The sequence below is a fragment of the Granulicella sp. WH15 genome (assembly GCF_009914315.1).
In the GTDB taxonomy this organism is placed as follows: Bacteria; Acidobacteriota; Terriglobia; order Terriglobales; family Acidobacteriaceae; genus Edaphobacter.
Genome location: NZ_CP042596.1, coordinates 1,633,579 through 1,659,277 on the forward strand (window position 1 = coordinate 1,633,579; position 25,699 = coordinate 1,659,277).

The following is a 25,699-nucleotide window of genomic DNA, read 5'->3' on the forward strand; positions in this document are numbered from 1 at the left end:
TTTGGTTTCGTCAGGGGTTAGTTGGAGCGGAAGTTGGTGAACTGAAGCTCGACGCCGAAGTCGCCCGAGCGCAGCTTGCCCATGACCTGCTGGAGCACGTCGCGGTCCTTCGAGACGATCCGTACCGTGTCTCCCTGGATGGAGGCGTTGGCCTTGAGCTTGGAGTCCTTGACGACGGCGACGATCTTCTTGGCGTTGTCGCTGGCGATGCCCTGCTTGAGCTTGATCTTCTGGCGGACGGAGGAGTTCGAGGCGGGCTCGACCTTCTCGTACTCAAGGTTCTTCAGGGAAATCCCGCGCTTGACGAGCTTCTGCGAGAGGATCTCGATCACCGCTTGCAGGGTGTACTCGTCCTGCGAGGCAAGCTGAATCGCCTCGTCTTTTTCAAGCTCGATCTTTGACTTCGAGTTCTTGAGGTCGAAGCGCGCATTGACCTCTTTGCTCGCCTGGTCGATGGCGTTTTTGACTTCCTGGATCTCTACTTTGCTGACGACGTCGAAGCTGTTATCTGCGGCCATAAGGGACAGTATAAGGCAGTTGCGGGTTGAATGTAGCTAGTTCTGCGTTGTGGGGAAGAGGGTTCTGAAGTTTGTGGTGGTGAGTTGGGCCAGCTTCTCGGGCGAGAGGTCTCGCAGCTCGGCCAGCGCGGCAGCGGTGTGGACGACGAAGGCGGGCTCGTTAGTCTGGCCGCGGTGGGGAATTGGCGCGAGAAACGGCGAGTCGGTCTCGACGAGGATGCGGTCAGCTGGAGCTTCCACGGCGGCCTGGCGGATGCCGACGGCGCTGGGGTAGGTGAGGTTCCCGGCGAAGGAGAGGTAGAAGCCCGCGGCGACGGCCAGACGGCCCTGCTCCGGGGAGCCGGAGAAGCAGTGCATCACGCCGGGCAGGCCGGTCGGGGTCCAGTGCTCGGCGATCAGCGCCAGCAGGTCGTCCCAGGCGTCGGCCGGCTCGTACTTTGCCTTGGCTTCGGGCTTGGCCAGCTCGCTGGTGCGGCAGTGGATGAGAATAGGCTTGCGCGCGGCGGCGGCGACCTTCATCTGGGCCACAAAGGCGGCCTTCTGCGTGGGTATGTCGGGGTTATCGAGATGGTAATAGTCAAGCCCAATCTCGCCGATGGCAATGCACTTTGGATCGGAGGCCAGCTCGGCCAGCAGTGCCAGATTCTCCGGCGTGGCCTGATGGGCCTCCTGCGGGTGAATGCCCGCGCTGGCGAAGACGCTGGCGTGGGTGCGGGCAAAGTCGAGCGCGCGGTGCATGGTGCTGGGGCCGTCGCCGATGCCGATGGCAAGCATGGAGCCGACTCCGGCGGCGTGGGCGCGGGCCAGGACGGCTTCGGGATCGTCGTAGAAGTCGATGTGGGCGTGCGAGTCAATAAGCATGGTTTTCTTAGGTTACAGGGTCGGAGCACAGGGTAAAATCGGCGCGTGGACCCTATGGACCCTTCTATCGACCCGTTTGACCAACCCGTAAAGACGGTAGGCGGCGCGCTCGGCGGCTGGCTGCGTGCGACGGCCCTCGATGGGCTGATCGTCTGCGTGCTGTGGCTGATTGGGCTGGAGCTGCTGCACGTGCCCTGGGCTCCGCTGTGGGCGCTGGTGGGCGGGCTGATGCAGTTCATCCCCGGCGTGGGCGGGATGCTGGCCGTGGCTGGGCCTGCAATCGCCACCGCATTATCGGGTGGAGAGGACACGCTCTTCCGGCTGTCGATGGTGCTGGGGCTGTACGGCGTGATCGCGATCCTGGACGGCCTTGTAATCAACCCGTACGTGCTGCACCGGACGACGCTGGTGCCGTGGTGGGCGGCGTTCCTGGGACCGATCGTGCTGGGCTTCCTGATCCCCCCGTGGGGCGTATTGATCGCGCCGCCGCTGCTGGCGGTGATCTTCGCCTTCCGGGGGCAGCAGAAGCCTCGTTAGCCGCCGAGCCGGTAGCGCGTCTCCGAGAGCCGGAAGAGCGGCCGCCAGACCAGGCGGTTGGTCGTAACGACCATCAGGGCCATCACGATGGTGGCCAGCAGCAGGATCTGGAACTGCCCGCCGTCGGTCGCCCCGCTGATAACCGCTCCGAGGCCCGTTGTCTGCATGGTCTGGCCTTTCAGGTGGAAGTACTCGGCGATGATGCTGGCGTTCCACGCCCCACCCGAGGCCGTCACCAGCCCGGTGATGAGGAAGGGGAAGATTCCCGGCAGGATCACCGTCTGCCAGCGCTGGAGCTGACTGAAGCGGAAGAGCGTCGCGACTTCTTTGAGGTCGGTGGGGATGGCCATCGCGCCCGCGATGACGTTGAACAGGATGTACCACTGCGTACCCAGCATCATCAGCGCGATGGAGCCGATGCCCAGCCCGCCGCCGATGCGGATGAGCGCCAGCAGGATGACCGGAAAGAGCGCCGGGGCGGGCACGGAGGCGACAATTTGCACGACCGGCTGGGCGATCCGAGCAAGTTTAGGGTGGAAGCCGATGGCGACGCCGACCGGGATCGTCCACAGCGAGGCGAGCAGCAGCGAGAGGTTGACGCGCAGGAAGGTGGCGAGCGCGCCCTTGCCTACTTGCAGATACTCCGCGCCGCTGACCTGCCGCAGCAGGATGAGCGCGTGACCCGCGGCGAAGATTACTCCAGCGCAGGCGGCGACCATAATCGCGCCGCGTCCGGTTGTCAGCAGACTCTCTGAGGTCCCGTTAGCCTTGACGGCAGGCGCGGCCTCCAACTGGGCGACACGCTCGCGCCGCCGCCGGGCCAGGGCGATGTAGATCTTCTCGCGCAGCGGGGTGGTGGTGCGCAGGCGCAGCGCCTTGATGGCGTTCGAGTGCGTCAGCAGGTGCAGCAGCGGAGAGTTGACCCGCTGCGAGGACTCGACCTGCTCAAATTTAAACTTGTCGCTCCACGCGATGATGGGCCGCCAGATGAGCTGGTCGGTGGCCACGATGATGGCGATCATCGTAGCCAGCCCCCACAGGATCGCCGGGCCGTTGCCGGTGCCCGCGGCGGTCTGGAGGTACGAGCCGAGGCCGGGCAGGCGGAAGTCGCGCGTGCCCAGCACGAACATCTCGCAGGCCATCAGGAAGAACCAGCCGCCCGCGACGGACATGATCGAGTTCCAGATGAGGCCGATGGCGGCGTAGGGCAGCTCGAGCTGCACCAGCCGTTGCAGCGGCGAGAAGCGGTTGATGTCGGCGGCCTCGCGCAGCTCCTTGGGGATGCTCTTGATGGAGGAGTAGAAGCTGAAGGCCATGTTCCAGACCTGGCCGGTGAAGATGAGCACGATGGCCCCCATCTCGACGCCGAGCTGGCGGGTGGGGAAGAGAGCGACCATCGCCAGCATGACGCCGGGCAGGAAGCTGAGCACCGGGATCGACTGCAGGATATCGAGCGCGGCGATCATCAGCGGCTCCAGCCGCTTGCTGTACGCCGCCACGTAGCCGTAGCCCACCGCGAAGAACAGCGAGAGCAGGTAGGCCAGCCCGATGCGCACCACGGAGTAGAAGGCGTAGAGCGGCAGCGCACGCGGGCTCTGCGAGATGATGACCTCCGGCTCCGACCGCCCTGCCCAGAACATGGCGATGCGCACGATGCCGTAGAAGGCCGCGAGCGCGATGGCGGCGACGGTGAGATCGAGCAGGAAGGGCCAGCTACGGGCCAGTACCTGGCTGCGGGCCAGCGTCTCGCGGCTCGAGCTTTCACGCGGAGGCCGGTTGATGAAGCTCCTGTGCAGCGGCGTCATGCGTCCATCTCCTCCTCGTCCGCGGCGTCGTGCTGGGGCTTCGCGGGCAGGATGAAGCGGTGGCGGGAGGCATCGAAGTCGAACAGCTCGGCGTAGCGGCCCCAGTTGATGGCAGTTTCGAGCTGGCGCAGGGTCTCCTCTTCGCTGAACTGCTCATCGAGCACATCGTGGAAGAACTCCTCGTGGACGGTACCGTCGCTCTTGGCCTCGAGCGCGCGCACGATCTGGCGCAGCAGCAGCACGTTCTCGACGGCGGCGGTACGGAAGAGCTGCTTCTGCCGCAGGATCTCGGAGTTGGCGTACTCGGCCCCGGAGGATGTGATGGCGGCGTCGCCCTCGGTGACGGTGAGGAAGCCGAGGAGCTGGGCGGCATCGACGATGGGGAGCAGGTCGTCGATCTCAAAGGCGAGGTCGTCGGCGAGCCGATAGATATCGTCCTTGCCGTTGTGGTCGATCAGCAGCTCCAGCAGTCCGGCGATGCCTCCTGGGCGAGCGTGGGGGAGCATCTGGTAACTGGGAGGGCGCTGGGCACGGGAGAGCTTCCCGGCGGGCGTCTGGGGCAGCTCAGGTGGCTGCGCGTCGGGCTGTGTGAGCACCTTGTAGATGTAATCGACCAGTTGGGTGAAGGCCGGGGCCTTGCGGTCGCGCGGATGGGGCAGCCCCACCTTGAAGTCGGTGCGGACGTGGCCGGGGTTGCGCCCCAGCACGATGATGCGGTCGGCCAGCAGCACCGCTTCTTCGATGTTGTGGGTGACGATGAAGATGGAGCGGGTGGGGATGGTGTTGTTCTCCCACAGCTCCAGCAGCTCAGAGCGCAGGTTCTCGGCCGTCAGGACGTCCAGGGCGGAGAAGGGCTCATCCATGAAGAGAACTTCCGGCTCGACGACGAGGGCACGGGCGAACCCCACGCGCTGCCTCATTCCGCCCGAAAGCTCCTTGGGGTAGGCGGCCTGGAAGCCGTCGAGACCGACCGTGTCGAGGATCTTGAGGCTCTGGCGGCGGCGCTCCGACGCCTCGATGCCGCGAGCCTTCAGCGGCGCTTCGACGTTCTCAAGCACGGTGAGCCAGGGGAAGAGCGCGAAGCTCTGGAAGACGATGGAGACGTTGACCTCGGTGGAGGCGATAGGGCGCTCGTGCCAGTAGACCTGGCCCGCGGAGGGCGCGGAGAGGCCCGCGAGCATCCGCAGGAGGGTCGATTTTCCAGAGCCGGAGGGTCCGAGCAGCGCGACGATCTCGCCCGCCACGATGGAGAGATTGGTCGGCGAGATGACCTGTATCCGGTTTTCGCTCGGCTGAGCGTAGTACTTCTCGACTGCTTCCGCGCGGATGATTGCTTCCTGCATATCAGAATCTCGTATGTTGGCTTTAGGGGCAGAGTCCCGGCGTGCGCTTTGCGGCCGGGAGAGCCGAAGTGTCCTGACAAGATACTTGGCGGCGTTTGCCCCTCGCACAGCGTAACATCAGAATACTGATATAACGGTAATGTGTCTGGCGGATCGGCGAACCAGACTCTTATGAACTTTCAACACGACCTTGGGGACCTTCAGAATGCCGGAATCTGCTTCCGTTAATAAGCCAAAACCACGCGTACTCGTTGCTGATGATGAGCAGGTGATCGCTAATACGCTCGCCATCATCCTCAATCAGGCGGGCTTTGAGGCGCGTGCCGTTTACAGTGGCGAAAAGGCGATCGAAGCTCTCGAATCCTTCTCTCCGGATATGCTCATCTCCGACGTCATCATGACCGGGATGACGGGCATCGAGGCGGCGATCGCGACGCGCAAGAAGCTGCCCAACTGCAAGATTCTGCTTTTTTCGGGACAGGCCGCGACAGCCGATTTGCTGGAAAAGGCGCGGACGGAAGGGCACGAGTTCGAGATTCTCGCTAAGCCCGTGCACCCGACGGACCTGCTGGCCAAGCTGAGGCGCTAAAAACTCTGTTCACAGGCCTGCCGCGAAGATCTTTCATTCCGGCCAACGGGAGGACAGCGCGAAGTTTTAAGAAGGTGTGTGAACGCCCGTCCCGAGCGCGGCGGGTTCGTCCGGCAGGACAGGTCTTTTCCGCTCTTTAACCTTCACCGCGGGAGCGCCCGCATATACCCCCCAGGGCTCCAGGTTGCGGGTTGCGACCGAGGCCAGCCCCAACACCGCTCCCTCCCCCACATTGACTCCAGGAGCCACTGAGGCCCGCGCACAGACCCAGGAGTAAGCCCCAAAGCTCATCTCATAGGCGAGCAGGGGGAAGGCCGGATCGTCGAAGTCATGGGTCGCCCCGCAGAGATAGGCATCCTGGGAGACGATCATGTGCGAGCCGAATCGCATCGGCGCGGGATTGTAGATCTCGGCCCCGTCCGCAGCCGTCACCTGGTCCGCGCAGATCAGGTTCCAGGGAGCCCAGACCTTCGATCCGGGATAGAAGTGGCAGTTCGGCCCCATCTTCGCGCCAAACGCCCTTAGCAGCAGCGTCCGCCACGCGTGAAACGGACGCGGCGAAAGGCGGTACAGGAGCAGCCAGCATAGGTTCCAGAACATGCGTCTCAGGCGGGTTTCGAAGCTGAAAGCAGGACGCAGATAAGCGTCTTCCGCCGTATCTGCCGAGATGTGCTCTGCCGCGTTGTAGCTTGCCTGCTTGGCCATGACGGCTATGCCTCAGTCACCGCTTTGGGGTAGTTGCGCTCGGCCTGGGCCTCTCCGATGAGGCGAATGATCGTCTCGGCGTTCCGCTGCATATCGTAGCGTTCGTCGAAGCAGACCAGCGCCCGTTCGCTCATCGCCTGCCGCTCTGCGGAGGGAGTGGCGATCCAGCGGGAGAGCAGGTTCTCGGTTCCGGACTGTGTGTCGGGCTCCATCAGCCCGGCGCCGTACTCGGCGATCTCCGGGGCGATGTTGACCTGGTCCGAGAGCAGCGCGGGCCTGCCGCAGGCCAGCGCCTCGGCTACCGCGATACCGAAGTTCTCCTGGTGCGAGGGCAGAATAAACGCCTCACAGGCACGAAAAGCGCCCCATTTGACGTTGCCCTTCAACATTCCCGGCCAGTGGACGCGGTCTTCGAGACCGCCCTTGCGGACGATCTCCTTTAGATCTTTGCCCCAGCCTTGCTGGTCGGGACCGGCCATGACCAGGTGCAACTCAGGATCCTGCCCGGCGAGCTTGACGAATGCCTCGATCAGCAGATCGCAGCCTTTTTTGCGGTGGATACGCCCGAGATACAGGATGAAGCGCTTCCCGCGAACCTCCGGGCATACGTTGTAGAACTCCTCGACCTGCTCGCCTACGGCGGTGCCTGTCGCCGGACGGCTGGCGCCATAGGGAACGGTGTGCCCGGTCCAGCGATGCAGCCAGAAGCTCTGCTCGGCGAGGCGGCTCTCCGCCCGCGTGGTAAACAGTACCCGGTAGGCCCCGCGCAACACCCAGTACTCCGCCAGCGCCCAGTAGACCCACTTTTTCATGTGCTTGAGCGGGAACTTGCGCTTGAAGTAGGGATCGAGCATCCCGTGGCAGAAGACGAGGTAGGGTTTTTTCCCCTCGAGCGCTTGTTTGGCTGCCCGCCCGCCGTAGGTCCACAGCCCATTGACCACGATGCCGTCGAAGCGATGGCGGTTCTGCTTGATCCAGGGGACGAGCTTGCTGTTGTACGCGTAGGTGGTGGAGACAGGGCCGAGCGCGTGGACAGGGAAGGGCAGGCTCTTGAGGAAGGGTGCATTGGGATCGTCGGACGATACCACCTCGCCGTCGTAGCCGATAGATTTGAAGCTCATCAGTACCCGTACCGACTCAGACGGCCCTCCGGCATCAGGATTGACGGTCGCCATGACGTGAAGAATGCGCATAATCTCCCCTGAAGTGCTCCGGCCTCGCGAAGCTGCCGATCTTGCCTGTATGACTTTGAGAGAGGCGGCTGCAAGAGGCAGCGCCACGTCTTCTGAACGTGCGCTGCCCATGACTCGGTCTCATGTTAGCGGCTGTTGATGAGCGCGTAAGAAAGAATGGATGCTGCGCCCAGTACGGTGCCAAGACCACCGGACTTGATCGCCGCCTTGATGGGGACAGACGGCAGGAAGATAATATCGTCTGCCTGCAGCACTGGATCGGGCTCTTTGCCGCGCAGCACCTTCAGGATATTCACCTGGATCATCTTGCGCTCCAGACCGATCGTGCGCACGATGCGAAGATCGTTATTACGAGCCTCATAGCCGACGCCGCCGCTCAGTGCGGCGACCTGCATCAGGGTCAGGGGCGAGTTCTGCACGAGAGGGATCGCCCCCTGGGTTTTGAAGGCACCCACAACGTAGACGACGCCGATGCGGGAGACGATGATCGTATCCCGAGGGAAGATAGGGATGTTGGCTTTAGCGGCGGTCTCCGGGTCGGTGCCGATGTCGACCACGATCGGCTTGGGTTGGCCCGACCGCAGGATGGTAATGATATGGCTCGCCGATGGCGGCAGGGTTGAACCGCCGCCGCCTCCGGCTGTGGCTTGTCCGTAGGTCGCTCCGAGGTTGTTTAGATTGGATGCGTTGCCGCTTCCTCCCGCCGCTGCCAGAATATCGAACAGGTGGCGCTCGCCAAGGACCGGAATCACTGCGTGCATCTCTCCGGTGATTGTGACGAACTGGCCGGGAGCATCTATCAGCTGAATCACGACCTGAGGATTGCGGTACATTCCGGCATCCTTCAGACGCTTCGCGATTAGCAGTTGTGCCTCGGTAATGGTCAAGCCGTTCAGGTTGACGCTACCGATGAGGGGTAGCAGAACCGTTCCATCGATTGCCACACGCATGCTGTAGTCATAGTCAGGAGTCGCGAACAGGTGGATCGCCAGCCCATCTCCAGGAAGGATCTGAAGATCCCGAGGCCCAGGATATAAGATCGCAGGATCGGTGGTGGGTGGAGACATGACAGGCGCGACGGAAGGCGCGCTGAGCGAGGGGCCGCTGAACTGCGCGTGTCCAAGGTTGGTCAGGCTGGACAGCATACAGGCGAACAAGACGCCCTTCAGAAGCCGCCGCGATATTGGAGTCATCTTAGGCATCATCATCGGTTGCCCTTCTTCCCGTTGCGGTGCTCGGTCGGAGCCCCCTTGGACTCCCAGCCCGAGGAATCGACGCTGGTGTAGGAGTATCCGGAGTAGCCGTAGTAACCGTAGTACTCGGGCGAGTTCAGATCGACCGCGTTGAGGACGATACCGGAGAGCGGTGCGCCCGAGCGTACGAGTAGATCGCGCGCCCGTCGTACCACGGGCTTGCTGGACTTGCCGTGGCGTATGACGAGCACCGTGATATCCGACTGGCGCGCCAGCAGCACGCCGTCCGTCACCGACAGGATCGGAGGCGAGTCGATGATGACGTATCCATACATCTGGCCGGCCTTGGCGAGCAGTTGGGACATGGACTCGGAGCTCAACATCTCGGTAGGGAAGGGAGGTACCGGCCCACTGGCCAGAACATCCAGGTTGGGTACCTCGGGCACATTCTGAACGGAGTTCTCGAGGGTCGAGGAGCCGCTGAGAATAGTGCTGAGCCCCAGCTTGCCGGCCAGGCCGAAGCGGTGGTGAACGTTGGGCCGGCGCAGGTCGGCGTCGATCAGCAGCACGCGGGCATCTCCCTGCGCCATCACGGTCGCTAGGTTGGTGGCCGCCGTCGTCTTGCCTTCCGATGGCGTCGCGCTGGTGAACAGGATGTACTTCGGTTCGCGGCCCTCGCTCATGGAGAGCAGCAGTGCGGTCCGCAGAGAGCGGAAGGACTCCGTGAACTGGGACTTGGGCTGGGTCAGCACGTTGATGTTGCGCTCCACGGTCGTCATGCCCGCAAGCTGCTCGGCTGTGGAGCGGCGCGACCGGGGAATGATGGCCAGCGACGGCAGCTCGGTGATCGCTTCAATCTCCGCGATGCTGCGCAGGCCGGTGTCGAGATTCTCCAGCAGGAAGGCGAGGAGGACGCCGATAATCAGAGCGACGAGGCTGGCAAGCAGCAGGTCGAACGACTTCGAGCGCATCGTCGGTCGTGCCGGTGGAATGGCCTGGTCGACGATATCGACCTCCATCGACTCGAGCCCAGCCTCGACGCCCGCCGAGCGCAGTCGCTGCAGAAGCCCTTCGTAGAGCGTCCGGTCAGACTCAAACTCGCGCTGCCGCAAGGTGTATTCCACCAGGTCGTCCCGCATCTTGTACGCGGCTGTCTTCTGCGCTTCGAGGACGGATTCAGTCTGGGTCTGGTTGGACTTCGCCAGCTCAAAGTTTTGCTTTGCCTGCTCCAGCAGCCGATTTTGCTCGGCGGTGACCTCTTTGGACAGTTCGTCAATCTGAGCCCTGGACGCCAGCGCCTGGGGATGATTGACCCCGAGCGTGCCTTCCAGCATGGCGTAGTTCGACTTCGCAGTGGCCAGCGACTGGCGCAGCGAGGTGAGAGCGGGCGGAGGGAGATTGTTTATGCCCGGATTCATGGGGATGTCAATCGAGCCTTCCATGGCGTCCGGATCCATGCCCGCGAGCAGCCGGTAGCGCGCCTCCGAGACGATTCGCTGTAGACGAGCGACTCCGGCAGCCTTCTGTAGATCCTCGATGGCGGCGGCGATCTCGTCGTGGCTGCTATCGACTCCCAGTACGCCGAGCTTCCTCTGCAAGTCCAGCATCCGCTGCTGCGAGGTCTCGACCTTCTGCTTCAGGTCATCGAGCTGTCCCGACAGCCACTGCGACACCCGCTGTGTGGAGGCAAAGCGGCTCTCATAGCTGCGCTGGATGTAATCGGCGATCAGCTTATTGACGATGTCTGCCGACAGCTTGGCGTTCAGGCTGCTGTAGCTGATCTTGATGATGTCGGTCTTGGGGACCAGGGCAACCGTCAGGTTTCCCTTCAGGGTCTTGATGACACCTTCGCGCACCGCCAGATCATCCATGCTCTTGTGCTGGATGGGGTCACGGGTTTCGAGGAAATCCGGGTTATTGACCAGATTCAGCTCGCGCGCGAGCGATGCCATCAGACTGTCGCTCTGCAGGATGGAAACCTCGGACTGCAGCTTGGTCTGGGAGTCTTCGTCTCCCCCCATGGCGGCTGTGGCGACGTTCATCTTGTATTCGCTGGCGGAGCTGGAGGAGTGAACCTGGATTCTACCGGTGGCCACGTACAGACGCGGCTCGGTAAAACCTCGATACAAGCCTCCCAGTACGCCGAGAATGATGGCGACGATGAGGACCCAGCGCCGTTTGCGCAAGACAACCAGCGCTTCGGAGAGGGTTGTATCAGTTGATTCGGGAGCGCTGAAGGAGAAGGTGGGGCGGGGAGCTCCTACAGCGGTGGCGTCTTGACTGGCATCCGGCGTCATGTGCCCCGATTCTAAACGACTTCATGTAAATCTGAAAGCAATGCTGTCGTAGTTGGGTCAATGATTTCATAAAGACTCGATCAATTCTCCGATCCGCGTCTCGCTCCATTCTCCTGTGAGATCAAATTGGCTTCGCGTCCGTTACACTACAAAGGCTCGAACCGATTTTCTGGAAAAAGAATACTGAGAGAGCCTTTACTGATATGAGCAAGAAAATACAAATCGCCGTCGTCGGATCGGGATATGTCGGCCTGGTCGCTGCAGTCTGCTTCGCTGAGATGGGGCACGATGTCATCTGCGTCGATAACGACGAGCGCAAGGTTGCGGCGTTGCAGGGAGGGGACACCCTCATCCACGAGACCTTCCTTCCCGAGCTTCTGAATCGCTATCGCAACGCCAAGGTTCGTTTTATGACGGATCTGGCCGAGGCGACCCGCGAGTGCGAGGCGATCTTCATCGCGGTCGGAACGCCTCAATCCGAGACCGGCGATGCCGATCTCTCGTATGTAGAGGCTGTAGCCTGCGAGATCGCACGCTCGCTCACCAGCTATAAGGTCATCGTCGAGAAGTCCACCGTGCCGGTGTATACCAACGAGTGGATTCGCCGGGCCATCGAGCGCAATGGCGTAGCGCGTGAGATGTTCGACGTCGTTTCGAACCCCGAGTTTCTGCGCGAGGGAACGGCAGTCTCCGACTTCCTGCACCCGGATCGCATCGTCGTGGGCGCCGACAGCGAGCGCGCCGCAGCCGTACTGGCCGAGATCTACGCCCCGCTGACCGGTGGCGAGTACTATACCCGGCCCGACCACATCACCGGCATCTGCAACCAGAACGAGCCGCCCGTGCTGCTCAACACCTCCACCAAGAGCGCCGAGATCATCAAGCACGCCTCAAACGCCTTCCTTGCGATGAAGATCTCCTTTATCAACGCGGTCTCGAACCTGTGCGAGGCGACCGACGCTAACGTCGAGCAGGTGGCGCGCGGCATGGGGCTGGACTCCCGCATCGGGCCCAAGTTCCTGCGCCCCGGCATCGGGTATGGCGGCTCCTGCTTCCCGAAGGACGTAGCGGCCTTCCGCTCGGTCGCCGAGCAGATGGGCATCGACTTCGGCCTGCTGACCGAGGTGGAGAAGATCAACGTTCAGCAGAAGAAGCGCTTCCTCTCCAAGGTGCGCTCGGCTCTCTGGACGCTGCGCGGCAAGCGCATCGCGGTGCTGGGCCTGGCCTTCAAGGGGGAGACGGACGACATCCGCGAGTCTCCGGCGATCGACCTGGTCGGCATGTTGCTGGGCGAGGGCTGCTCGGTCGTGGCCTACGATCCCGCCGCCATGAAGCGTACCGAGGAGAAGCTCCCCGCCAGCTCGCAACTGCGCTACGCCACCGATGCGTACACCGCGGCGCACGATGCTGACGCTCTGCTGATCCTGACTGACTGGGATGAGTTTGCGACCCTCGACCTGGATCGGCTCTACACGACGCTGCGCTACCCGATCGTCCTCGACGGGCGCAATCTCTATGACCCGCAGGTGATGCTGCGGCATGGCTTTACGTACGTTAGCGTCGGGCGTCCCTCGACCTTCCCGGTGCGGGAGTATGCGGGTAGCTCAGTACTCTGAGGCCTGCCAGGCAGGCTCAGTAAACAGGAAATATGCCTGGCCAGGGATCCATATAAGACCCTGGCCGGGGAGAAGGTGAGCCCGTGGCTCGCTGGCGCAATCGCGAGGCCACGGAAGAAGGAGTGGCATTGGGAAAGCGCACAGTACTCATCACAGGGGCAGCCGGATTCCTTGGCTCGCATCTCTGTGACTACGTCCTCGGCGAGGGCGACAGCGTCATCGGCGTGGACAACCTCTCGACCGGGAGCCTGGCTAACGTGGCTCATCTGGCCAACGAGAGCCGCTTCCAGTTGATCGAAAAGGATATCTGTCAGCCCTTCGACGTGGGCCGGGTAGACTTCGTCTTCAACTTTGCCTCGCCCGCCAGCCCGGTGGACTACTCCCGGCTGGGCATCGAGACGTTGCTGGTCGGCTCGGCGGGCACCATCAACACGCTTGAGATCGCCCACAGGTACGACGCGAGCTTCCTCCACGCCTCCACCTCCGAGTGCTACGGCGACCCCGAGGTACATCCTCAGGTCGAGACCTACTGGGGCAACGTCAACCCTGTCGGCCCGCGCTCGGTCTACGACGAGGCCAAGCGCTTCTCCGAGGCGGCGGTTACGGCCTATCACCGCTATCACGGCGTCGATACCCGCCTGGTCCGGATCTTCAACACCTACGGCCCGCGCCTGCAGAGCAGCGACGGCCGCGTCATCTCGAACCTGATGACCCAGGCTCTGCGCGGCGAGCCGCTCACCATCTACGGCGACGGCCTGCAGACGCGCAGCTTCTGCTACGTCTCTGACCTCATCGAGGGCATCATGCGGCTCTCGAAGGTGACCGAGCACACGCCGGTCAACATCGGTAATCCGATTGAATGGAATATGTTCGAGTGCGCCAGCGAGGTGCTTGCGGTGACCGGGGCAAAGGTTGAGTTGATCTTCAAGCCTCTCCCGCAGGACGATCCCACGCGCCGCCGTCCCGACATTACCAAGGCGAAGGCGCTGCTCGGATGGGAGCCGCAGGTGAACCTCCGCTCCGGCCTGGAGCGCTCGTTGGAGTACTTCAAGGCTTGCGTAAGTGCAGAGGCCGCGCCCCACAGCTAGACATCTGTTCTGCTGCTATAGCGACAAAGCCAGACCCTTGGGTCTGGCTTTGTCGTCTCCCCCAAAACTTACTTACCCGGCAGGACATGCAGCTTGGGGAAGTAGGTCACCTGGAACGCCCCAATCGAGTCGTTCTGCGCTCCGGGCAGATAAATCGGCGCCTTCCAGCGCTCGAACTGGTACCAGCCGTTCAGCTCCAGATCGTGCCCGAGCCGCTTGGTGACAGTGACCTTGAACGAGTTCTGCGTGGTGCCGCCGGGGATAAAGTCCTTCGCGGTCTTCTTGTTCAGGTACTCCAGCTGAACCGACTCGTTGCCGGAGAGGTGGTAGGTGAGAAACACCTGGCCTCCCTTGGCCTCGCGGCCGATCCAATCTCCCATCAGGAAGCCCTGGTTCGTGTACCCCTGGCGCTGGACCGTCTCGAAGTAGTTGCCGCCGCCGTGGATGCTGGCCAGCGTGGGGTAGTCGGTGTAGACCGCCTCGGCGCGCAGGTCGAGCTTGGGCAGATAGGGAACCTGCGACAGGTACAGCCCCGAGAGGATGCCCGCCCGGCGCGGCGCGCTGATCGGACTTACGTCGTCGTGCGCCGTCGCATCGGCGTAGAGCGTCAGGCGGTCGCGGACGAAGGGAAGCCGGTAGGAGAAGCTGAAGTCGCTGAACCGGGCACCGGGGTCGTTCCGCCCGAACTTCTCCGACTGGTTTGTATCGCTGGTGTCGAAGAAGCCCTTGAGGAAGTTGTGCAGGGTCACGGGCGTATGTCCCGCGCCGCCGAAGATGATCGTACGCTGGAAGGTAAACTCGAAGTTCTTCGTCGGGCGGAACGAGAACATCTCCGAGTGGGCGTACGGGTTGTTGGGGTAGGTATGGCCCTTCAGGCTGCCGTAGAAGAAGTCGTAGCGCAGCGGTCCCAGCAGCGCGGAGATATAAGGAATATGCAGCGGCTCCACGCGGTTGATGCGGAACGAGTACATGTTCTCGGCGTTGTTGGTCCAGGCCATCGCGCCGCCGAGCCCCGGCCCCTCCCAGGCGTCGGACTTGCCGCCCGAGATCTCGTGTCCCAGCAGGTGGAAGGAGAGCGTCGCCTCGACCAGCCGGAAGGGATTGGCCGCGTCGATCGGGCCGGTAGGGATGGTCGCCTGGTTGAGGTTGAACCCGGAGTAGGGGATCTGATCGATGGTGGAGAGCTGGCTGCTGAGGGCCTGCGAGTAGCCGGGCGCGCCGGGGGCGTGCTCGTACTCGCCGCGCACGTAGAGCGAGAAGCGGCCGTGCTCGGAGATCGTCGACGCGCCCAGGATGTTGTTGAAGCCCGTCTGGTAGGGCCGTCCGTAGTCGTTCACGATGGACTGGCCCAGGTGCCAGCTATCGCGCAGCGTGGTGCCGCCGATGCCCATCACCCGGTCGTAGGCCGACTCCATGCCGTAGACGGTGCCGCGCGAGCCGCTCGCCGGAGTTTCGGCCGCAAGCTCATCCAGCAGCTTGGCCAGGATCTCCTGGGCCTCTCCGTTGTTGCCGTTCACGATGGCGTCCTGCGACTGCTCGAGCATGTGCAGCAGGCTCAACCGCGTCCAGGGCCGCATCGAGAGAAACGTGGTGTCGATGTAGCCCATCGAGTAGAGCCGCAGCACCTTGGGGTAGATCCAGCTATCGACTGGGATGTAGACCGAGCTGTCATGGCTCTGGCGGTGGCCCTCGGGGAACTTTCCGCTGTGGTAATAGTCCTGATACCAGGGCGCGCCATAAGGCGGCCACGCGGAGTAGGGGTTGCCGTGCAACGGCGCGACTGCCGGAGGAGGTGCCGGAGTGGGCACTGGAGCGGCGCTTCCCGGCGCTTTTTCCTTATTGACATCAGGATTGTAGGCCGGACGCGTCCCAACCTGGTCGACGGATTGGGGAGTTGGTGTGGGCACGAAGACCGGAGTCGTGGAGTCGGTTCCGGGAACGGGTGCCGCAGGCGCCTGCGGCGCCACTGACTGGGCGACCGCGGCAGGCAGCGAGCCCATGCACAGGCCGACCAGCAGAATGACTTTTCCTCTATGCACGCATACCTCTTGGATCGGGATCGGTCGATCCAAACGGATACGGACCGGTCGAACCCCTCCAGTGTAACCCGTGCATTTACTGCTTCGCCAAAGCCGCCTCGAGCCTGCTCTGGCAGCGCGGTTCCACCTTGGCCAGCCACGCCGGAGTAGCCGCCTGTTTGGCGATCAACTGCTCTCCCAACAACTGAATCGGATCGGCGGCTTTCTTTGCCTTGCCCGCGGCAATGAAGGGAACACCCGCGATCAGAGCGGGTTTGCTGTCGGCCCTGGCGCGCACGATGGATTCCTGCGCCACCCGGTAGATCGCCACCGCATCGCTGGCATCGACGGGAATGCCGGGCACGCCGCAGCGGCTCGCCAGCCGCGCCAGCCCGCTGGTGCCGTTCTTCTCCGGCAGCACCACGAAGATGATCGGAGCCTCGGCCTCCGCCGCTGCGCGCAGCACCCGCTTCCACTCGGCATCCTTCAACTCGCGCTCGCCGACGTAGGCCATCAGAACACCCTTCTCCCCCGAGGCGCGCAGGCCCATCGCCGCTCCAATCGAGGTCCACATCCGCTTGACGGGCGAGAAAGAGCCGCCCAGCCTGCCCTCGCCGCTCTCTCCGCGCAGCGTCGCCGCCAGCACCTTGGCCTGCGCGCGCGCGGCATCCCTTACGTAGCCCGGCAGCGGCCCCACGCCCGCGTCGCTGGTCAGGTCGCCCTCGTGCAGGTCGATCGCGGTCGCCACCCAGCAGGCCTCAAGCCCCGGCGCGAAGCCGGTGTGCTGCCGCCGCATCTGACGGCTCAGAACCCGAGCCTCCACCATCACCGTGTACATCTCCCGCAGCCGCACGTTGCGGATCAGCGGGTTCTCAAACGGCTTCGCAGCCATCGTCTCTCCCCAAATAGTCAGTGAACCAGCACCCAAAGAAAAAGCCACCGCAGCCTGCGCCACGGTGGCTTTGATTCTATTGCCTTAAGCCCGGAACGGATCGCCAATCTCGGAGTTCACTCCAAGTTCCGCCATCGCCGCCTGAGCCTTGCCCGCGTCGTAGGCTCCATCACGTGCCAGCTTCGAGAGCGTCGCCGCCACAATCGACGGAGCATCCACCTCAAAGTGCCGCCGCAGGTGCTCGCGGTTATCCGAGCGGCCAAAGCCGTCCGTACCCAGCGTCACCAGCCGCGACTGCAACCAGGGCGAAAGCGAGTCCGGAATAGTCTTCATGTAGTCGCTGGCTGCGATGATCGGTCCCTTCGCGCCTTCGAGCACGGTCTCGAGATAGCTCTTGCGCGCGGTCTCAGCCGGATGCAGACGGTTCCAACGCTCCACCGCCAGCGCATCGCGCCGCACCTCGACGTAGCTCGGCACGCTCCAGACATCGGCCTGGACACCGTACTTCTCGGCCAGAATCTCCTGCGCCTTCAGCACCTCGTTCAGGATGGGGCCGGAGCCGAAGAGCTGCACCGTCGCCTCGGACGCCGCCGCCTTGAACTTGTACAGACCCTTCAGGATGCCCTCGCGGCAGCCCTCGGGCATTGCCGGCATGGCGTAGTCCTCGTTATACATCGTCACGTAGTAGAAGCAGTCCTCGCCGTCCTCATACATGCGCTTGATGCCGTCCTGCAACACCACCGCCAGCTCATATACGTAGGCGGGGTCGTAGGTCAGGCACGTCGGGATGGTGCTTGAGAGCACGATGCTGTGTCCATCTTGGTGCTGCAAGCCCTCACCGAGCATGGTCGTGCGGCCAGCGGTGCCGCCCATCAGGAAGCCCTTGCCGCGCGAGTCCGCAAACGCCCATGCCATGTCGCCAATGCGCTGGAAGCCGAACATTGAGTAGTACATGTAGAAGGGAATCATCGGCACCGCGTAGTTGGAGTACGACGTTCCGGCGGCCGTGAACGAGGCCATCGAACCCGCTTCGGTGATGCCCTCCTCCAGAATCTGCCCGTCCTTCTTCTCCGAGTAGCGCAGCAGCATGTCGGCGTCGTGCGGCGTGTACTTCTGCCCATCGGGAGCGTAGATACCCACGGCCTTCATCACCGACTCGAAGCCGAAGGTGCGGCCCTCGTCGGGCACAATCGGTACAACCAGCTTGCCCACCGTGGGGTTCTTCAACAGACCGTTCAGCAGGTTCACGAAGCCCATCGTGGTCGAGACGGCGCGGCCCTTCGAGCCACCCAGCCAGTCCTTGTAGAAGTCCAGCTCCGGAGCCTTGAAGTCGAGCTTCGGCACCACGCGCTGCGGCAGGTATCCGCCCAGCTCCGCACGCCGCGCCTGCATGTAGACGATCTCCGGCGAGTCCTGCGCCGGACGGTAGAACTCGCCGTCCTTGGCCGCGTGCTCGGGCACGGGAATGTCGAACCGCTTCACGAACGCGGCCAGCGCGTCGTCGGCCAGCTTCTTCTCGCTGTGCGTGGCGTTGCGCGACTGCGCCGTGCCCAGGCCGAAGCCCTTCACGGTCTTCGCCAGGATCACCGTCGGCCCGCCCTTGTGCTCGGTCGCCCGCTTGTAGGCGTTGTAGACCTTCTGCGGATCGTGCCCGCCGCGGTGCAGCAGCTCGAGCTGCGCGTCGGTGTAGTCCTTCACCAGCTCCAGCAGCTCGGGATACTTGCCGAAGAACTCCTTGCGCAGATATGCGCCGTCCTTGGCCTTGTAGGTCTGGTAGTCGCCGTCGACGCACTCTTCCATCCGGCGCAGCAGCAGCCCGGTGTGGTCGCGGGCAAACAGCTCATCCCAGTCGCCGCCCCAGATGACCTTGATGACGTTCCAGCCCGCGCCGCGGAAGACGCCCTCCAGCTCGTCGATGATGCGCTTGTTGCCGCGCACCGGCCCGTCCAGCCGCTGCAAATTGCAGTTCACCACGAAGATCAGGTTGTCCAGCTTCTCGCGTGTGCCCAGCGAGATCGCGCCCAGCGTATCCACCTCGTCCGTCTCGCCGTCGCCGATAAACGCCCAGATCTTGCGGTCGGTCTTCTCGATTAGCTTGCGGTTCTCGAGGTAGCGCATGAACCGCGCCTGGTAGATCGCATTCAGCGGCCCAATACCCATCGAGACGGTGGGGAAGCTCCAGTAATCCTTCATCAGCCAGGGGTGCGGATAGCTCGAAAGGCCCGGCTCGCCGCGAAGCTCGTGGCGGAAGTTCTTCAGTCGCGACTCGTCAAAGCGGCCCTCGAGGAACGAGCGAGCGTAGACGCCCGGCGAGGAGTGGCCCTGGAAGTAGACGAAGTCGCCCGGCTGATTGCCGTAGCTGGCCCGGAAGAAGTGGTTGAAGCCCACCTCCAGCAGCGTCGCCAACGACGAGTACGTCGAGATGTGTCCGCCGATACCGGCGTCGTACTTGTTCTGCTTATGCACCATCGCCATCGCGTTCCAGCGGATGAGCGATTCGACCCGTGTCTCGAGCGCGCGGTCGCCGGGGTAGGGAACCTCGTCGTGCTTCGGAATGGTGTTCCGGTACGGCGTCGTCATCTCGGTGGCGACGGGCACACCGGCCTCGCCCGCCCGCTGCCTGAGCGCCGAGATCAGTTCGGCTCCATGCTCCCAGTCGTTCGCGACTACTTCGTCGAACGCCTCAATCCACTCCGCAACCTCTGCGGTAAAGTCCTGCTGGGCGGCTACATCAAGCTTTGTTGTCATGGGCGTATCCGGTTCTCGCTTGCTTCAGGTTTATGACGACGTGTGTCGTCCCAATAAAGATAGTTGTATTTAAGGGAAAAATCACGTCGCCGAAAGTTCATTCCGATCATACGCCGGAACCCGGACTAAATTCGACCTGTATTCATCCCGGATTTTGGTCTCCGGCTGTTCTATGGTCAGACCATTGCTGCACGCAGGCCAAGGTCAAGGCCAGCAAGATCGAGCCGAACCAGCAGTACCAGCCGGTCAGGGGGTGAATCATATACGAAAGAAAGACGCCACCCTCGTCCTCGTGATAGGGCTGCACCCTCAATTGAAAAGTTTGCAAAGCGAAGATCACGGCTAAAGCAAGGCAGAGTATGGCTTCGCCCGTCCTCCGAAACAGAATCAAAATGCAGCCCACCAAGAGGAGAGGGTTCGCGAGAACGGCAAAATTGCCAAGAAGGGGACCAAGTAGTCCGCCAAGGGCCATCTGCTTACCCGTTTTGACTACGTAGCCTGCGGGAATCATGGCGTTTCTCGGACCGGCAGTAGACATTCGCCTAAAGAGAATCGCCGGTTGCTGAAGCGATAGAGCAAAGAGCGCAGTCACGCCGATCAGAGCGAGCGTTGTCCGGAAGGTAGGCAGGCGCATACGGTCTATCAGTATAGGGGACTACATTTGGGACTAAGATGATCAGCCGCGTGCTTTTCCCCCCTAATCACAAATCTGTGCCGGGAAGAATGTTAGCCTGGCCTCAACCGAAGAGGACCCCGCCATGAACGCAGCCGTCGTCACCACCTTCACCGCGCCTCCCAGCTTCACCACCTTCGCCGACCCCACACCGCAGCAGGAAGAAAAGCTCGTCAAGGTCCTCGCCGCCGGACTCCACCCCATCGTCCGCTCTCTGGCCAACGGAAGCCACTACGGCAGCACCGGCCAGTTCCCCTTCATCCCCGGCGTCGACGGAGTAGGACGCCTCGAAGACGGCACCCGCGTCTACTTCGGCGGAGTCCGCTCGCCCTTCGGCACCATGGCCGAGCTGGCGCTCGCCTCCCCGGCCATGTGCCTGACGCTGCCCGACGCGCTCGATGACGCCACCTGCGCGGGCATCGCTAACCCGGCCATGTCCGGCTGGGTCGCGCTCACGGCACGGGCAAAGTTCGTGGCGGGCGAGACGGTCCTGATCCTCGGAGCCACCGGCAGCGCTGGTCAGATGGCCGTGCAGATCGCCAAGCGCCTCGGCGCGGCCCGCGTGATCGCCGCCGGACGCAACCCGCAGGCGCTCGAGGAGCTGAAGTCGCTCGGCGCGGACGCCGTTATCTCGCTCGACCAGCCCCACGACGCCCTGGTCGAGAACATTCGCAGCGAGTGGGCCGTCAACGGCGTAAACGTGGTGCTCGACTACCTCTGGGGACCACCCGCCGAGGCCGTCTTCGAGGCAATCGCCCAGAAGGGCCTCCAGCACGCGACCTCCCGGGTGCGCCACGTGCAGATCGGCGAGAGCGCCGGAAGAAAAATCTCCCTCCCCGGCTCTCTCCTGCGCAGCACTGCGCTCGAGATCCTGGGCAGCGGCTTCGGCAGCGCCTCCTTCGACCAGATCCGCCAGGCCGTCACCGAGTTCTTCGCCGCAGCCGCCGTCAAACCCTTCCACTTCGAGGTAAAGTCAGCCCCGCTCAGTGACGTCGCCGCTCTCTGGAACACCAAAGAGCAGGGAGCCCGCCTCGTCTTCCTGCCCTGAGAGCAAGTCAAAGAGGAACATTCCATGAGGCTTATTTTCATCTATGGATTACCCGCGACTGGCAAGCTCACGGTTGCGCAGGAGTTATCGAAGCGGACTGGTTACAAGCTCTTTCACAATCACCTTGTAGTCGATCTCCTGCTTTCGACGTTCGAGTTCGGCAGCGCGCCCTTCGTAGAACTGCGCGAGGAGATATGGCTTTCGGTCTTCAGCCAAGCCTGCCGTAGTCAGTTGCCGGGTTTGATCTTCACCTTCAATCCGGAGAGAACGGTGCGGCCGAAGTTCGTTGAGCAGACGGTGGACATCGTCACCGGATACGGCGGACAGGTGGATTTTGTCGAGCTGGCCTGTCCGCTCGACGAGTTGAAACGCCGGATCGATAGCCCTTCACGATTGCAGTATCGAAAGCTAAGCTCTCTCCCCCTGTTTGAGAAGTTGCAGGCTGCCGGAGAGTTCGATACATCGCACATGCCAAAGCCCAGTCTCACAATCGACACGAGCCGCAACAGTCCGATTGAAGCCGCAGCACAGATAAGCGGCACACTCAATCTCAGCTTCCTCAGCGAGGTTGCGTCAGGAACACCGCAAAAGAATCAAGGCGGATTAAAGCCAGACTATTCTGGTTTTTAGTCCGCCTTGATCCCTTTATCCGCGTCAGGCTTCCCCCTGAAAGGGTACGGTTCTAAACGGATTTTAAGTGGAGTAGTCCGCGTTGATCTTCACGTACTCTTCCGTCAGGTCGCAGGTCAGGAAGGTGCAGCTCGCCTCGCCCTGGCCCAGATCGAGCGTGATGGTGTACTCCCGTGCCAGCATCACCTGGTGCGCCGCGGCCTCGTTGTAGAGCGGCGACCGCACTCCGTTCTCGAAGACCGGCTCCGCGCCGATCCATATCCTCGTCGCAGCCGGATCGAGCGCCACTCCCGACCGTCCCGCGGCGGCCAGCAGCCGTCCCCAGTTCGGGTCCGCGCTCGACCACGCCGTCTTGCACAGCGGCGAGTGGGCGATGGTCTGGGCCACGGCCTTGGCGTCCGCATAGCTGGCCGCACCGTTGATCTGTAACGTCACCACGTGGCCGACGCCTTCGCCGTCATCGACGATCTGGTGCGCGAGGCTGCCGCAGACCAGCCGCAGGGCGTTCGCAAACGCCACCGAAACCCGCTCGTCCAGCCCAACCCCGCTGGCCCCGCTGGCCAGTAGCAGCACCGTATCGTTGGTCGAAGTGTCACCGTCAATCGAGATGCTGTTGAAACTGCTCTCGACCGCCGGTTCCATCATCTCGCGCAGGTCAGTCGGCTGCGCAACCAGGTCGGTAAAAAGGTAGACCAGCATGGTCGCGTGCGGTGGCCCCAGTTGCGGATAGATCATCCCCGCGCCCTTGGCCGCGCCGAAGATATACACCGGCCCGTCGTCCGTCTCGATCGTCGCCCGCGCCACCTTCATCCGCGTGTCGGTGGTCATGATCGCCGTGGCGAAGGTCTCGGCATGAGCCGCCGTCGCGCCCAGCGCCGCAGCCGCCGACGGCAGCGCGCCGATCAGCTTCTCCACCGGCAGCGGAACCCCGATGATCCCGGTCGAAGAAGGGAAGACCTCGTCGAAGATGCACCCGAACTGGTCGCCCGCCGCCTTGCAGCTCTCGAGACACGCCGCGATCCCCGGCTCACCGGTCGCGCAGTTGGCGTTGCCCGCGTTCACCAGCACCACGGAGACCCGTCCGCCCGTCGCCGCCAGGTGCCGCCGCCCCACCGTCACCGGCGCGGCCACCATCCGGTTGCGCGTAAACATCGCCGCCGCGTTCGCGCCCTTCGGAGCCCGCGCCACCGCAACATCCAGCTTGCCGCTGGCCTTGATCCCAGCCTTCACCGCGCCCCACTCGAACCCCCGTGGCAGCGCGCCCACCTGTTCTAAACTCTTATCCATTCCAATACTCTATAACCCGGATGTATCCTCAAGCCATGCTCCTCGAATCACTTCGTACCGCCGTACTCGAAGCCAATCTCGAATTGGTAAAACGTGGTCTGGTTCTGTACACATTTGGGAATGCCAGCGGCGTCGACCGCGAGCAGGGATTGGTCGTCATCAAACCCTCGGGCGTCGACTACGACGACCTGCGGCCCGAGCACATGGTCGTCACCGACCTGCACGGCAAGATTGTCGACGGCAACCTGAAGCCCTCGTCTGACCTCGACACCCACACGCTGCTCTACCGCGAGTTCCCGACCATCGGCGCGGTTGTCCACACGCACTCGGAGTTCGCCACCAGCTTTGCCCAGGCGGGGCTGCCCATTCCGGCACTCGGAACCACGCACGCCGATTACTTCTACGGCCCTGTCCCCTGCACGAAGCCACTAACTGACGAGGCCATCGCGGGCCGCTACGTGCACGAGACCGGGCTCGCCATCGTCTCGCGCTTCGCCGCCACGCCCGAGCACCCGGCCATCGACCCACTCGCGGTCCCGGCCTGCCTCGTGGCTGGCCACGCCCCCTTCGTCTGGGGCAAGGACGCCCACGACGCCGCCCACAACGCGGTGGTGCTCGAAGCCGTAGCCCGCATGGCCTACCGGACGCTGACGCTCAAGAGCGAGCTGGACGTAGTCACCCAGGCCCTGCTCGACCGCCACTACTTCCGCAAGCACGGCCCGGCAGCAACCTACGGTCAGTAATTTCTCTTCAGAAATGCAGCGCGAAGCGCCGGAGACAGCCTGAAACTGGTCTTGTCGAGCCGGTCGAGCGCACTGAGGAGATCGGTCTTTCCCAGCTTCGCGGCACGTTCTAGAACGCCGAGTGTGCCGCGAACCTCAAGCTGTAGCCGCTCGGCATGGCGTCGTCCGTCCGCTTCGTCGATCAGAATGGCATCGGCCCCGACTTCAAGCGCGAGCTGAATGGCCTCTCGCTCTCCCGGATCGAGATCCATCAACTGGGGCAGCATCTCGGCGACCACGGCGCGGACCTCCAGCCACTTCGGAGGACTCCCAATCCACTCCCGAACTTTTGCCGGTGTCTTCGGATGCAGAAGCTCCCGCAGCACAGCCTCAGGAATCAGAACCGTCCCAAAGATCGCAGGCAGCAGCTCAATCTCATCAATGAGCACCAGATAGTTCAGGGGTGTTGTGTCGGCGACGACGATCATCCCTTTCGTTCAAATCCCGCCGTATCTTTTTCAAGGTCGTCAAGGTTATAGGAGTTCTCCCAGACCTCGTGCTCCTTGAGAAAACTGTCCAGCTCCATCCGCGTCTCAAATCCCAACAGCAGGCGCGTCTGATAGGCCGAGAGTGTTCTCGACCGATACCCTTCGATAGCCAACGCCTCCAGCGCTTCACGCGCAGGATTGGCGTGTTGGGTCAGATCGTCGGGGAGCTGGACCGTGATGTGCATGGCTAGACCTTACCAGAGCTGGATTCTGATGGCCATTAAATAGCTATTCCTAGCTATCCTTCAAACGCCACCGTCCGCCCTTCCTTCGAGCTGACACGCGCCAGCTCCAGGATCTTCACCGCCTGATACCCATCCTCCGGGCTGACGATCAGCGGCTCCTTGCCCAACACGGCGTTGCGTACGTTCACGTAGAACGGCCGGTAATCCCCCGGTTCGGTCTTGACCACCGTTTTCACCAGCTTGCCCGGCTCGGCCAGCACCGGAGCTACGCTCAGCGTGCCCCACTGCGACTCGTCCTCCTCCAGCCACACCTCCGGGCTGCCCAGCAGAGGCACCTGAGCCCCGCCCACCAGGGCCGGTTCCTGCGGGTCCAGTCCGTACTTCTTGAAGCTGCCCGCCGTCCCGTGCAGAAGGAAGCGCGGCGACGCATCGCAAGCCAACATGCTCGACCGGCAGAACGCCAGCATCCCCTCGTAGGCCAACACGATGTCGAAGGCATCTTCAATCGCGGAGTTGTCGCGGTCGGTCCGGACGCTCGCGGTCACGCTCTTCGGCGCGCCGAAGAGGCTCGTCACCTGGTCCACCAGGTGCGGGGCCAGGTCGAAGAGCAGCCCGTGCGAGAGATCGCCGGACTCCTTCCAGGTGTTCTCCCGAGGCATCGGGCGGAAGCGGTCGAAGTGCGACTCGAAGGTCACCAACCGCCCCAGCGCCTTCTCCTCCACCAACTGCCGCACGGTCAGAAAGTCGCCGTCCCAGCGCCGGTTGTGGAAGGGAGCGGCGAGCAGCCCCTTTGCCGCCGCCAGCTCGATGATCTCCCGCGCCTCCGCGCTCGTGCCCGCAAACGGCTTGTCGATCACGATATGCCGTCCGGCTTCGAGACACTGCTTGGCCAGCGCATAGTGCGTCTCGTTCGGCGTGGCCACCACCACTACCTCAATCGCCGCATCCTCCAGCAGCTCTTCCACCGACCGTGCGATCTTCACCTCGGGATATGCCTCAGCGGCCTCATTGCCCTTGCGCTGCACGATGGCCCGCAGCTTCAGCCCCGGCACCGCGCTTACAAACGGCGCATGAAACACGCGGCAGGCCAGTCCAAATCCGATTACCCCAACACCAATCTCACGCAGCTCACCCATCTCTTTGTTGCTCCTCTCGCCTCTTCCGGCACTATGAGGAGAGTGTATCGGTCTCTTGTTTCCAACG

The 25,699-nt window shown here is 63.0% G+C and carries 23 protein-coding genes; 7 read left to right on the plus strand and 16 right to left on the minus strand.

The genetic code is table 11. The features are described 5' to 3' along the window. Positions 1–17 precede the first annotated feature (17 nt). Positions 18–518: a YajQ family cyclic di-GMP-binding protein gene (locus FTO74_RS06830; protein WP_162537470.1), complete on the minus strand. Its 501-nt coding sequence runs from the start codon at positions 516–518 to the stop codon at positions 18–20. 36 nt (positions 519–554) lie between these two features. After that, positions 555–1,379 (minus strand): TatD family hydrolase, encoded by an 825-nt coding sequence (locus FTO74_RS06835; protein WP_162537471.1) that lies wholly within the window; start codon positions 1,377–1,379, stop codon positions 555–557. A 54-nt stretch (positions 1,380–1,433) separates the two neighbouring features. On the opposite strand from FTO74_RS06835, the gene FTO74_RS06840 reads away from it, so the two are divergent. Next, positions 1,434–1,916, plus strand: coding sequence for an AI-2E family transporter (locus tag FTO74_RS06840; RefSeq protein WP_162539745.1), 483 nt, complete (start codon positions 1,434–1,436; stop codon positions 1,914–1,916). Here the strand turns inward: FTO74_RS06840 and FTO74_RS06845 are convergent. Both FTO74_RS06845 and FTO74_RS06850 read right to left on the minus strand, forming a co-directional pair. After that, entirely contained in the window at positions 1,913–3,721 is a 1,809-nt protein-coding gene (locus FTO74_RS06845) for an ABC transporter permease subunit (protein ID WP_162537472.1), read from the minus strand. The genes FTO74_RS06840 and FTO74_RS06845 overlap by 4 nt on opposite strands. Next, complete coding sequence (locus FTO74_RS06850; protein ID WP_162537473.1) at positions 3,718–5,064, minus strand: nitrate/sulfonate/bicarbonate ABC transporter ATP-binding protein; 1,347 nt, start codon at positions 5,062–5,064, stop codon at positions 3,718–3,720. The genes FTO74_RS06845 and FTO74_RS06850 overlap by 4 nt, the downstream gene beginning before the upstream one ends. A gap of 205 nt (positions 5,065–5,269) precedes the next feature. Here FTO74_RS06850 and FTO74_RS06855 point away from each other — a divergent pair, with 205 nt between their 5' ends. Further along, on the plus strand, positions 5,270–5,653 hold the full coding sequence (locus FTO74_RS06855) for a response regulator (RefSeq protein WP_162537474.1): 384 nt from the start codon (positions 5,270–5,272) through the stop codon (positions 5,651–5,653). Positions 5,654–5,719: 66 nt separating this feature from the next. Here FTO74_RS06855 and FTO74_RS06860 read toward each other — a convergent pair whose 3' ends face one another. From FTO74_RS06860 to FTO74_RS06875, 4 genes are all read right to left on the minus strand, one after another. Then, on the minus strand, positions 5,720–6,358 hold the full coding sequence (locus FTO74_RS06860; RefSeq protein WP_162537475.1) for a putative colanic acid biosynthesis acetyltransferase: 639 nt from the start codon (positions 6,356–6,358) through the stop codon (positions 5,720–5,722). A 5-nt stretch (positions 6,359–6,363) separates the two neighbouring features. Beyond that, complete coding sequence (locus tag FTO74_RS06865) at positions 6,364–7,551, minus strand: glycosyltransferase (protein WP_162537476.1); 1,188 nt, start codon at positions 7,549–7,551, stop codon at positions 6,364–6,366. A 125-nt stretch (positions 7,552–7,676) separates the two neighbouring features. Further along, on the minus strand, positions 7,677–8,759 hold the full coding sequence (locus tag FTO74_RS06870; RefSeq protein ID WP_162537477.1) for a polysaccharide biosynthesis/export family protein: 1,083 nt from the start codon (positions 8,757–8,759) through the stop codon (positions 7,677–7,679). Next, the gene (locus tag FTO74_RS06875) at positions 8,756–11,041 is read right to left on the minus strand and encodes a polysaccharide biosynthesis tyrosine autokinase (RefSeq protein ID WP_162537478.1); all 2,286 of its coding nucleotides are present in this window, start codon (positions 11,039–11,041) and stop codon (positions 8,756–8,758) included. The genes FTO74_RS06870 and FTO74_RS06875 overlap by 4 nt, the downstream gene beginning before the upstream one ends. A gap of 203 nt (positions 11,042–11,244) precedes the next feature. On the opposite strand from FTO74_RS06875, the gene FTO74_RS06880 reads away from it, so the two are divergent. Next, positions 11,245–12,657 carry a UDP-glucose/GDP-mannose dehydrogenase family protein gene (locus FTO74_RS06880; protein WP_162537479.1) on the plus strand — a complete coding sequence of 471 codons (1,413 nt, stop codon included), beginning with the start codon at positions 11,245–11,247 and terminating at the stop codon, positions 12,655–12,657. A gap of 128 nt (positions 12,658–12,785) precedes the next feature. Beyond that, the gene (locus FTO74_RS06885) at positions 12,786–13,745 is read left to right on the plus strand and encodes a UDP-glucuronic acid decarboxylase family protein (RefSeq protein ID WP_162537480.1); all 960 of its coding nucleotides are present in this window, start codon (positions 12,786–12,788) and stop codon (positions 13,743–13,745) included. 68 nt (positions 13,746–13,813) lie between these two features. On the opposite strand, the gene FTO74_RS06890 is transcribed toward FTO74_RS06885, so the two are convergent. The 4 genes from FTO74_RS06890 to FTO74_RS06905 form a co-directional block, all read right to left on the minus strand. Next, complete coding sequence (locus FTO74_RS06890; protein ID WP_345934132.1) at positions 13,814–15,784, minus strand: capsule assembly Wzi family protein; 1,971 nt, start codon at positions 15,782–15,784, stop codon at positions 13,814–13,816. Between the two features lie 76 nt (positions 15,785–15,860). After that, positions 15,861–16,655 (minus strand): thiamine pyrophosphate-dependent enzyme, encoded by a 795-nt coding sequence (locus tag FTO74_RS06895; RefSeq protein ID WP_162537481.1) that lies wholly within the window; start codon positions 16,653–16,655, stop codon positions 15,861–15,863. A gap of 84 nt (positions 16,656–16,739) precedes the next feature. Continuing rightward, on the minus strand, positions 16,740–19,403 hold the full coding sequence (aceE, locus tag FTO74_RS06900) for a pyruvate dehydrogenase (acetyl-transferring), homodimeric type (RefSeq protein ID WP_162537482.1): 2,664 nt from the start codon (positions 19,401–19,403) through the stop codon (positions 16,740–16,742). Positions 19,404–19,545: 142 nt separating this feature from the next. Then, positions 19,546–20,037 (minus strand): hypothetical protein, encoded by a 492-nt coding sequence (locus FTO74_RS06905; RefSeq protein ID WP_162537483.1) that lies wholly within the window; start codon positions 20,035–20,037, stop codon positions 19,546–19,548. Positions 20,038–20,161: 124 nt separating this feature from the next. Here FTO74_RS06905 and FTO74_RS06910 point away from each other — a divergent pair, with 124 nt between their 5' ends. Then, the gene (locus FTO74_RS06910; RefSeq protein ID WP_162537484.1) at positions 20,162–21,124 is read left to right on the plus strand and encodes a zinc-binding alcohol dehydrogenase family protein; all 963 of its coding nucleotides are present in this window, start codon (positions 20,162–20,164) and stop codon (positions 21,122–21,124) included. 24 nt (positions 21,125–21,148) lie between these two features. Next, positions 21,149–21,754: an AAA family ATPase gene (locus tag FTO74_RS06915; protein ID WP_162537485.1), complete on the plus strand. Its 606-nt coding sequence runs from the start codon at positions 21,149–21,151 to the stop codon at positions 21,752–21,754. 63 nt (positions 21,755–21,817) lie between these two features. Here the strand turns inward: FTO74_RS06915 and argJ are convergent, their stop codons facing one another. Beyond that, positions 21,818–23,041, minus strand: a complete 1,224-nt coding sequence (gene argJ, locus FTO74_RS06920; RefSeq protein ID WP_162537486.1) for a bifunctional glutamate N-acetyltransferase/amino-acid acetyltransferase ArgJ — start codon at positions 23,039–23,041, stop codon at positions 21,818–21,820. Between the two features lie 35 nt (positions 23,042–23,076). Between argJ and FTO74_RS06925 the strand changes: the two genes are divergently transcribed. Beyond that, positions 23,077–23,784, plus strand: a complete 708-nt coding sequence (locus FTO74_RS06925; RefSeq protein ID WP_162537487.1) for an L-ribulose-5-phosphate 4-epimerase — start codon at positions 23,077–23,079, stop codon at positions 23,782–23,784. Here the strand turns inward: FTO74_RS06925 and FTO74_RS06930 are convergent. Genes FTO74_RS06930 through FTO74_RS06940 form a run of 3 tightly spaced genes read right to left on the minus strand, consistent with a single transcriptional unit; the run spans position 23,778 to position 25,632 of the window. After that, the gene (locus tag FTO74_RS06930) at positions 23,778–24,251 is read right to left on the minus strand and encodes a DUF3368 domain-containing protein (protein WP_162537488.1); all 474 of its coding nucleotides are present in this window, start codon (positions 24,249–24,251) and stop codon (positions 23,778–23,780) included. The genes FTO74_RS06925 and FTO74_RS06930 overlap by 7 nt on opposite strands. Beyond that, positions 24,248–24,496: a UPF0175 family protein gene (locus tag FTO74_RS06935; protein WP_162537489.1), complete on the minus strand. Its 249-nt coding sequence runs from the start codon at positions 24,494–24,496 to the stop codon at positions 24,248–24,250. Before FTO74_RS06935 ends, FTO74_RS06930 begins: the two co-directional genes overlap by 4 nt. A gap of 53 nt (positions 24,497–24,549) precedes the next feature. After that, positions 24,550–25,632 carry a Gfo/Idh/MocA family oxidoreductase gene (locus tag FTO74_RS06940; protein WP_174242215.1) on the minus strand — a complete coding sequence of 361 codons (1,083 nt, stop codon included), beginning with the start codon at positions 25,630–25,632 and terminating at the stop codon, positions 24,550–24,552. Positions 25,633–25,699: the final 67 nt, after the last annotated feature.

Bases quoted from the DNA above. Each gene is read 5' to 3' on its own strand.
- FTO74_RS06830 (WP_162537470.1), bottom strand. From the start codon at position 518: ATGGCCGCAGATAACAGCTTCGACGTCGTCAGCAAAGTAGAGATCCAG.
- FTO74_RS06835 (WP_162537471.1), bottom strand. From the start codon at position 1,379: ATGCTTATTGACTCGCACGCCCACATCGACTTCTACGACGATCCCGAA.
- FTO74_RS06840 (WP_162539745.1), top strand. From the start codon at position 1,434: ATGGACCCTTCTATCGACCCGTTTGACCAACCCGTAAAGACGGTAGGC.
- FTO74_RS06845 (WP_162537472.1), bottom strand. From the start codon at position 3,721: ATGACGCCGCTGCACAGGAGCTTCATCAACCGGCCTCCGCGTGAAAGC.
- FTO74_RS06850 (WP_162537473.1), bottom strand. From the start codon at position 5,064: ATGCAGGAAGCAATCATCCGCGCGGAAGCAGTCGAGAAGTACTACGCT.
- FTO74_RS06855 (WP_162537474.1), top strand. From the start codon at position 5,270: ATGCCGGAATCTGCTTCCGTTAATAAGCCAAAACCACGCGTACTCGTT.
- FTO74_RS06860 (WP_162537475.1), bottom strand. From the start codon at position 6,358: ATGGCCAAGCAGGCAAGCTACAACGCGGCAGAGCACATCTCGGCAGAT.
- FTO74_RS06865 (WP_162537476.1), bottom strand. From the start codon at position 7,551: ATGCGCATTCTTCACGTCATGGCGACCGTCAATCCTGATGCCGGAGGG.
- FTO74_RS06870 (WP_162537477.1), bottom strand. From the start codon at position 8,759: ATGATGATGCCTAAGATGACTCCAATATCGCGGCGGCTTCTGAAGGGC.
- FTO74_RS06875 (WP_162537478.1), bottom strand. From the start codon at position 11,041: ATGACGCCGGATGCCAGTCAAGACGCCACCGCTGTAGGAGCTCCCCGC.
- FTO74_RS06880 (WP_162537479.1), top strand. From the start codon at position 11,245: ATGAGCAAGAAAATACAAATCGCCGTCGTCGGATCGGGATATGTCGGC.
- FTO74_RS06895 (WP_162537481.1), bottom strand. From the start codon at position 16,655: ATGGCTGCGAAGCCGTTTGAGAACCCGCTGATCCGCAACGTGCGGCTG.
- aceE (WP_162537482.1), bottom strand. From the start codon at position 19,403: ATGACAACAAAGCTTGATGTAGCCGCCCAGCAGGACTTTACCGCAGAG.
- FTO74_RS06905 (WP_162537483.1), bottom strand. From the start codon at position 20,037: ATGCGCCTGCCTACCTTCCGGACAACGCTCGCTCTGATCGGCGTGACT.
- FTO74_RS06910 (WP_162537484.1), top strand. From the start codon at position 20,162: ATGAACGCAGCCGTCGTCACCACCTTCACCGCGCCTCCCAGCTTCACC.
- FTO74_RS06915 (WP_162537485.1), top strand. From the start codon at position 21,149: ATGAGGCTTATTTTCATCTATGGATTACCCGCGACTGGCAAGCTCACG.
- argJ (WP_162537486.1), bottom strand. From the start codon at position 23,041: ATGGATAAGAGTTTAGAACAGGTGGGCGCGCTGCCACGGGGGTTCGAG.
- FTO74_RS06925 (WP_162537487.1), top strand. From the start codon at position 23,077: ATGCTCCTCGAATCACTTCGTACCGCCGTACTCGAAGCCAATCTCGAA.
- FTO74_RS06930 (WP_162537488.1), bottom strand. From the start codon at position 24,251: ATGATCGTCGTCGCCGACACAACACCCCTGAACTATCTGGTGCTCATT.
- FTO74_RS06935 (WP_162537489.1), bottom strand. From the start codon at position 24,496: ATGCACATCACGGTCCAGCTCCCCGACGATCTGACCCAACACGCCAAT.
- FTO74_RS06940 (WP_174242215.1), bottom strand. From the start codon at position 25,632: ATGGGTGAGCTGCGTGAGATTGGTGTTGGGGTAATCGGATTTGGACTG.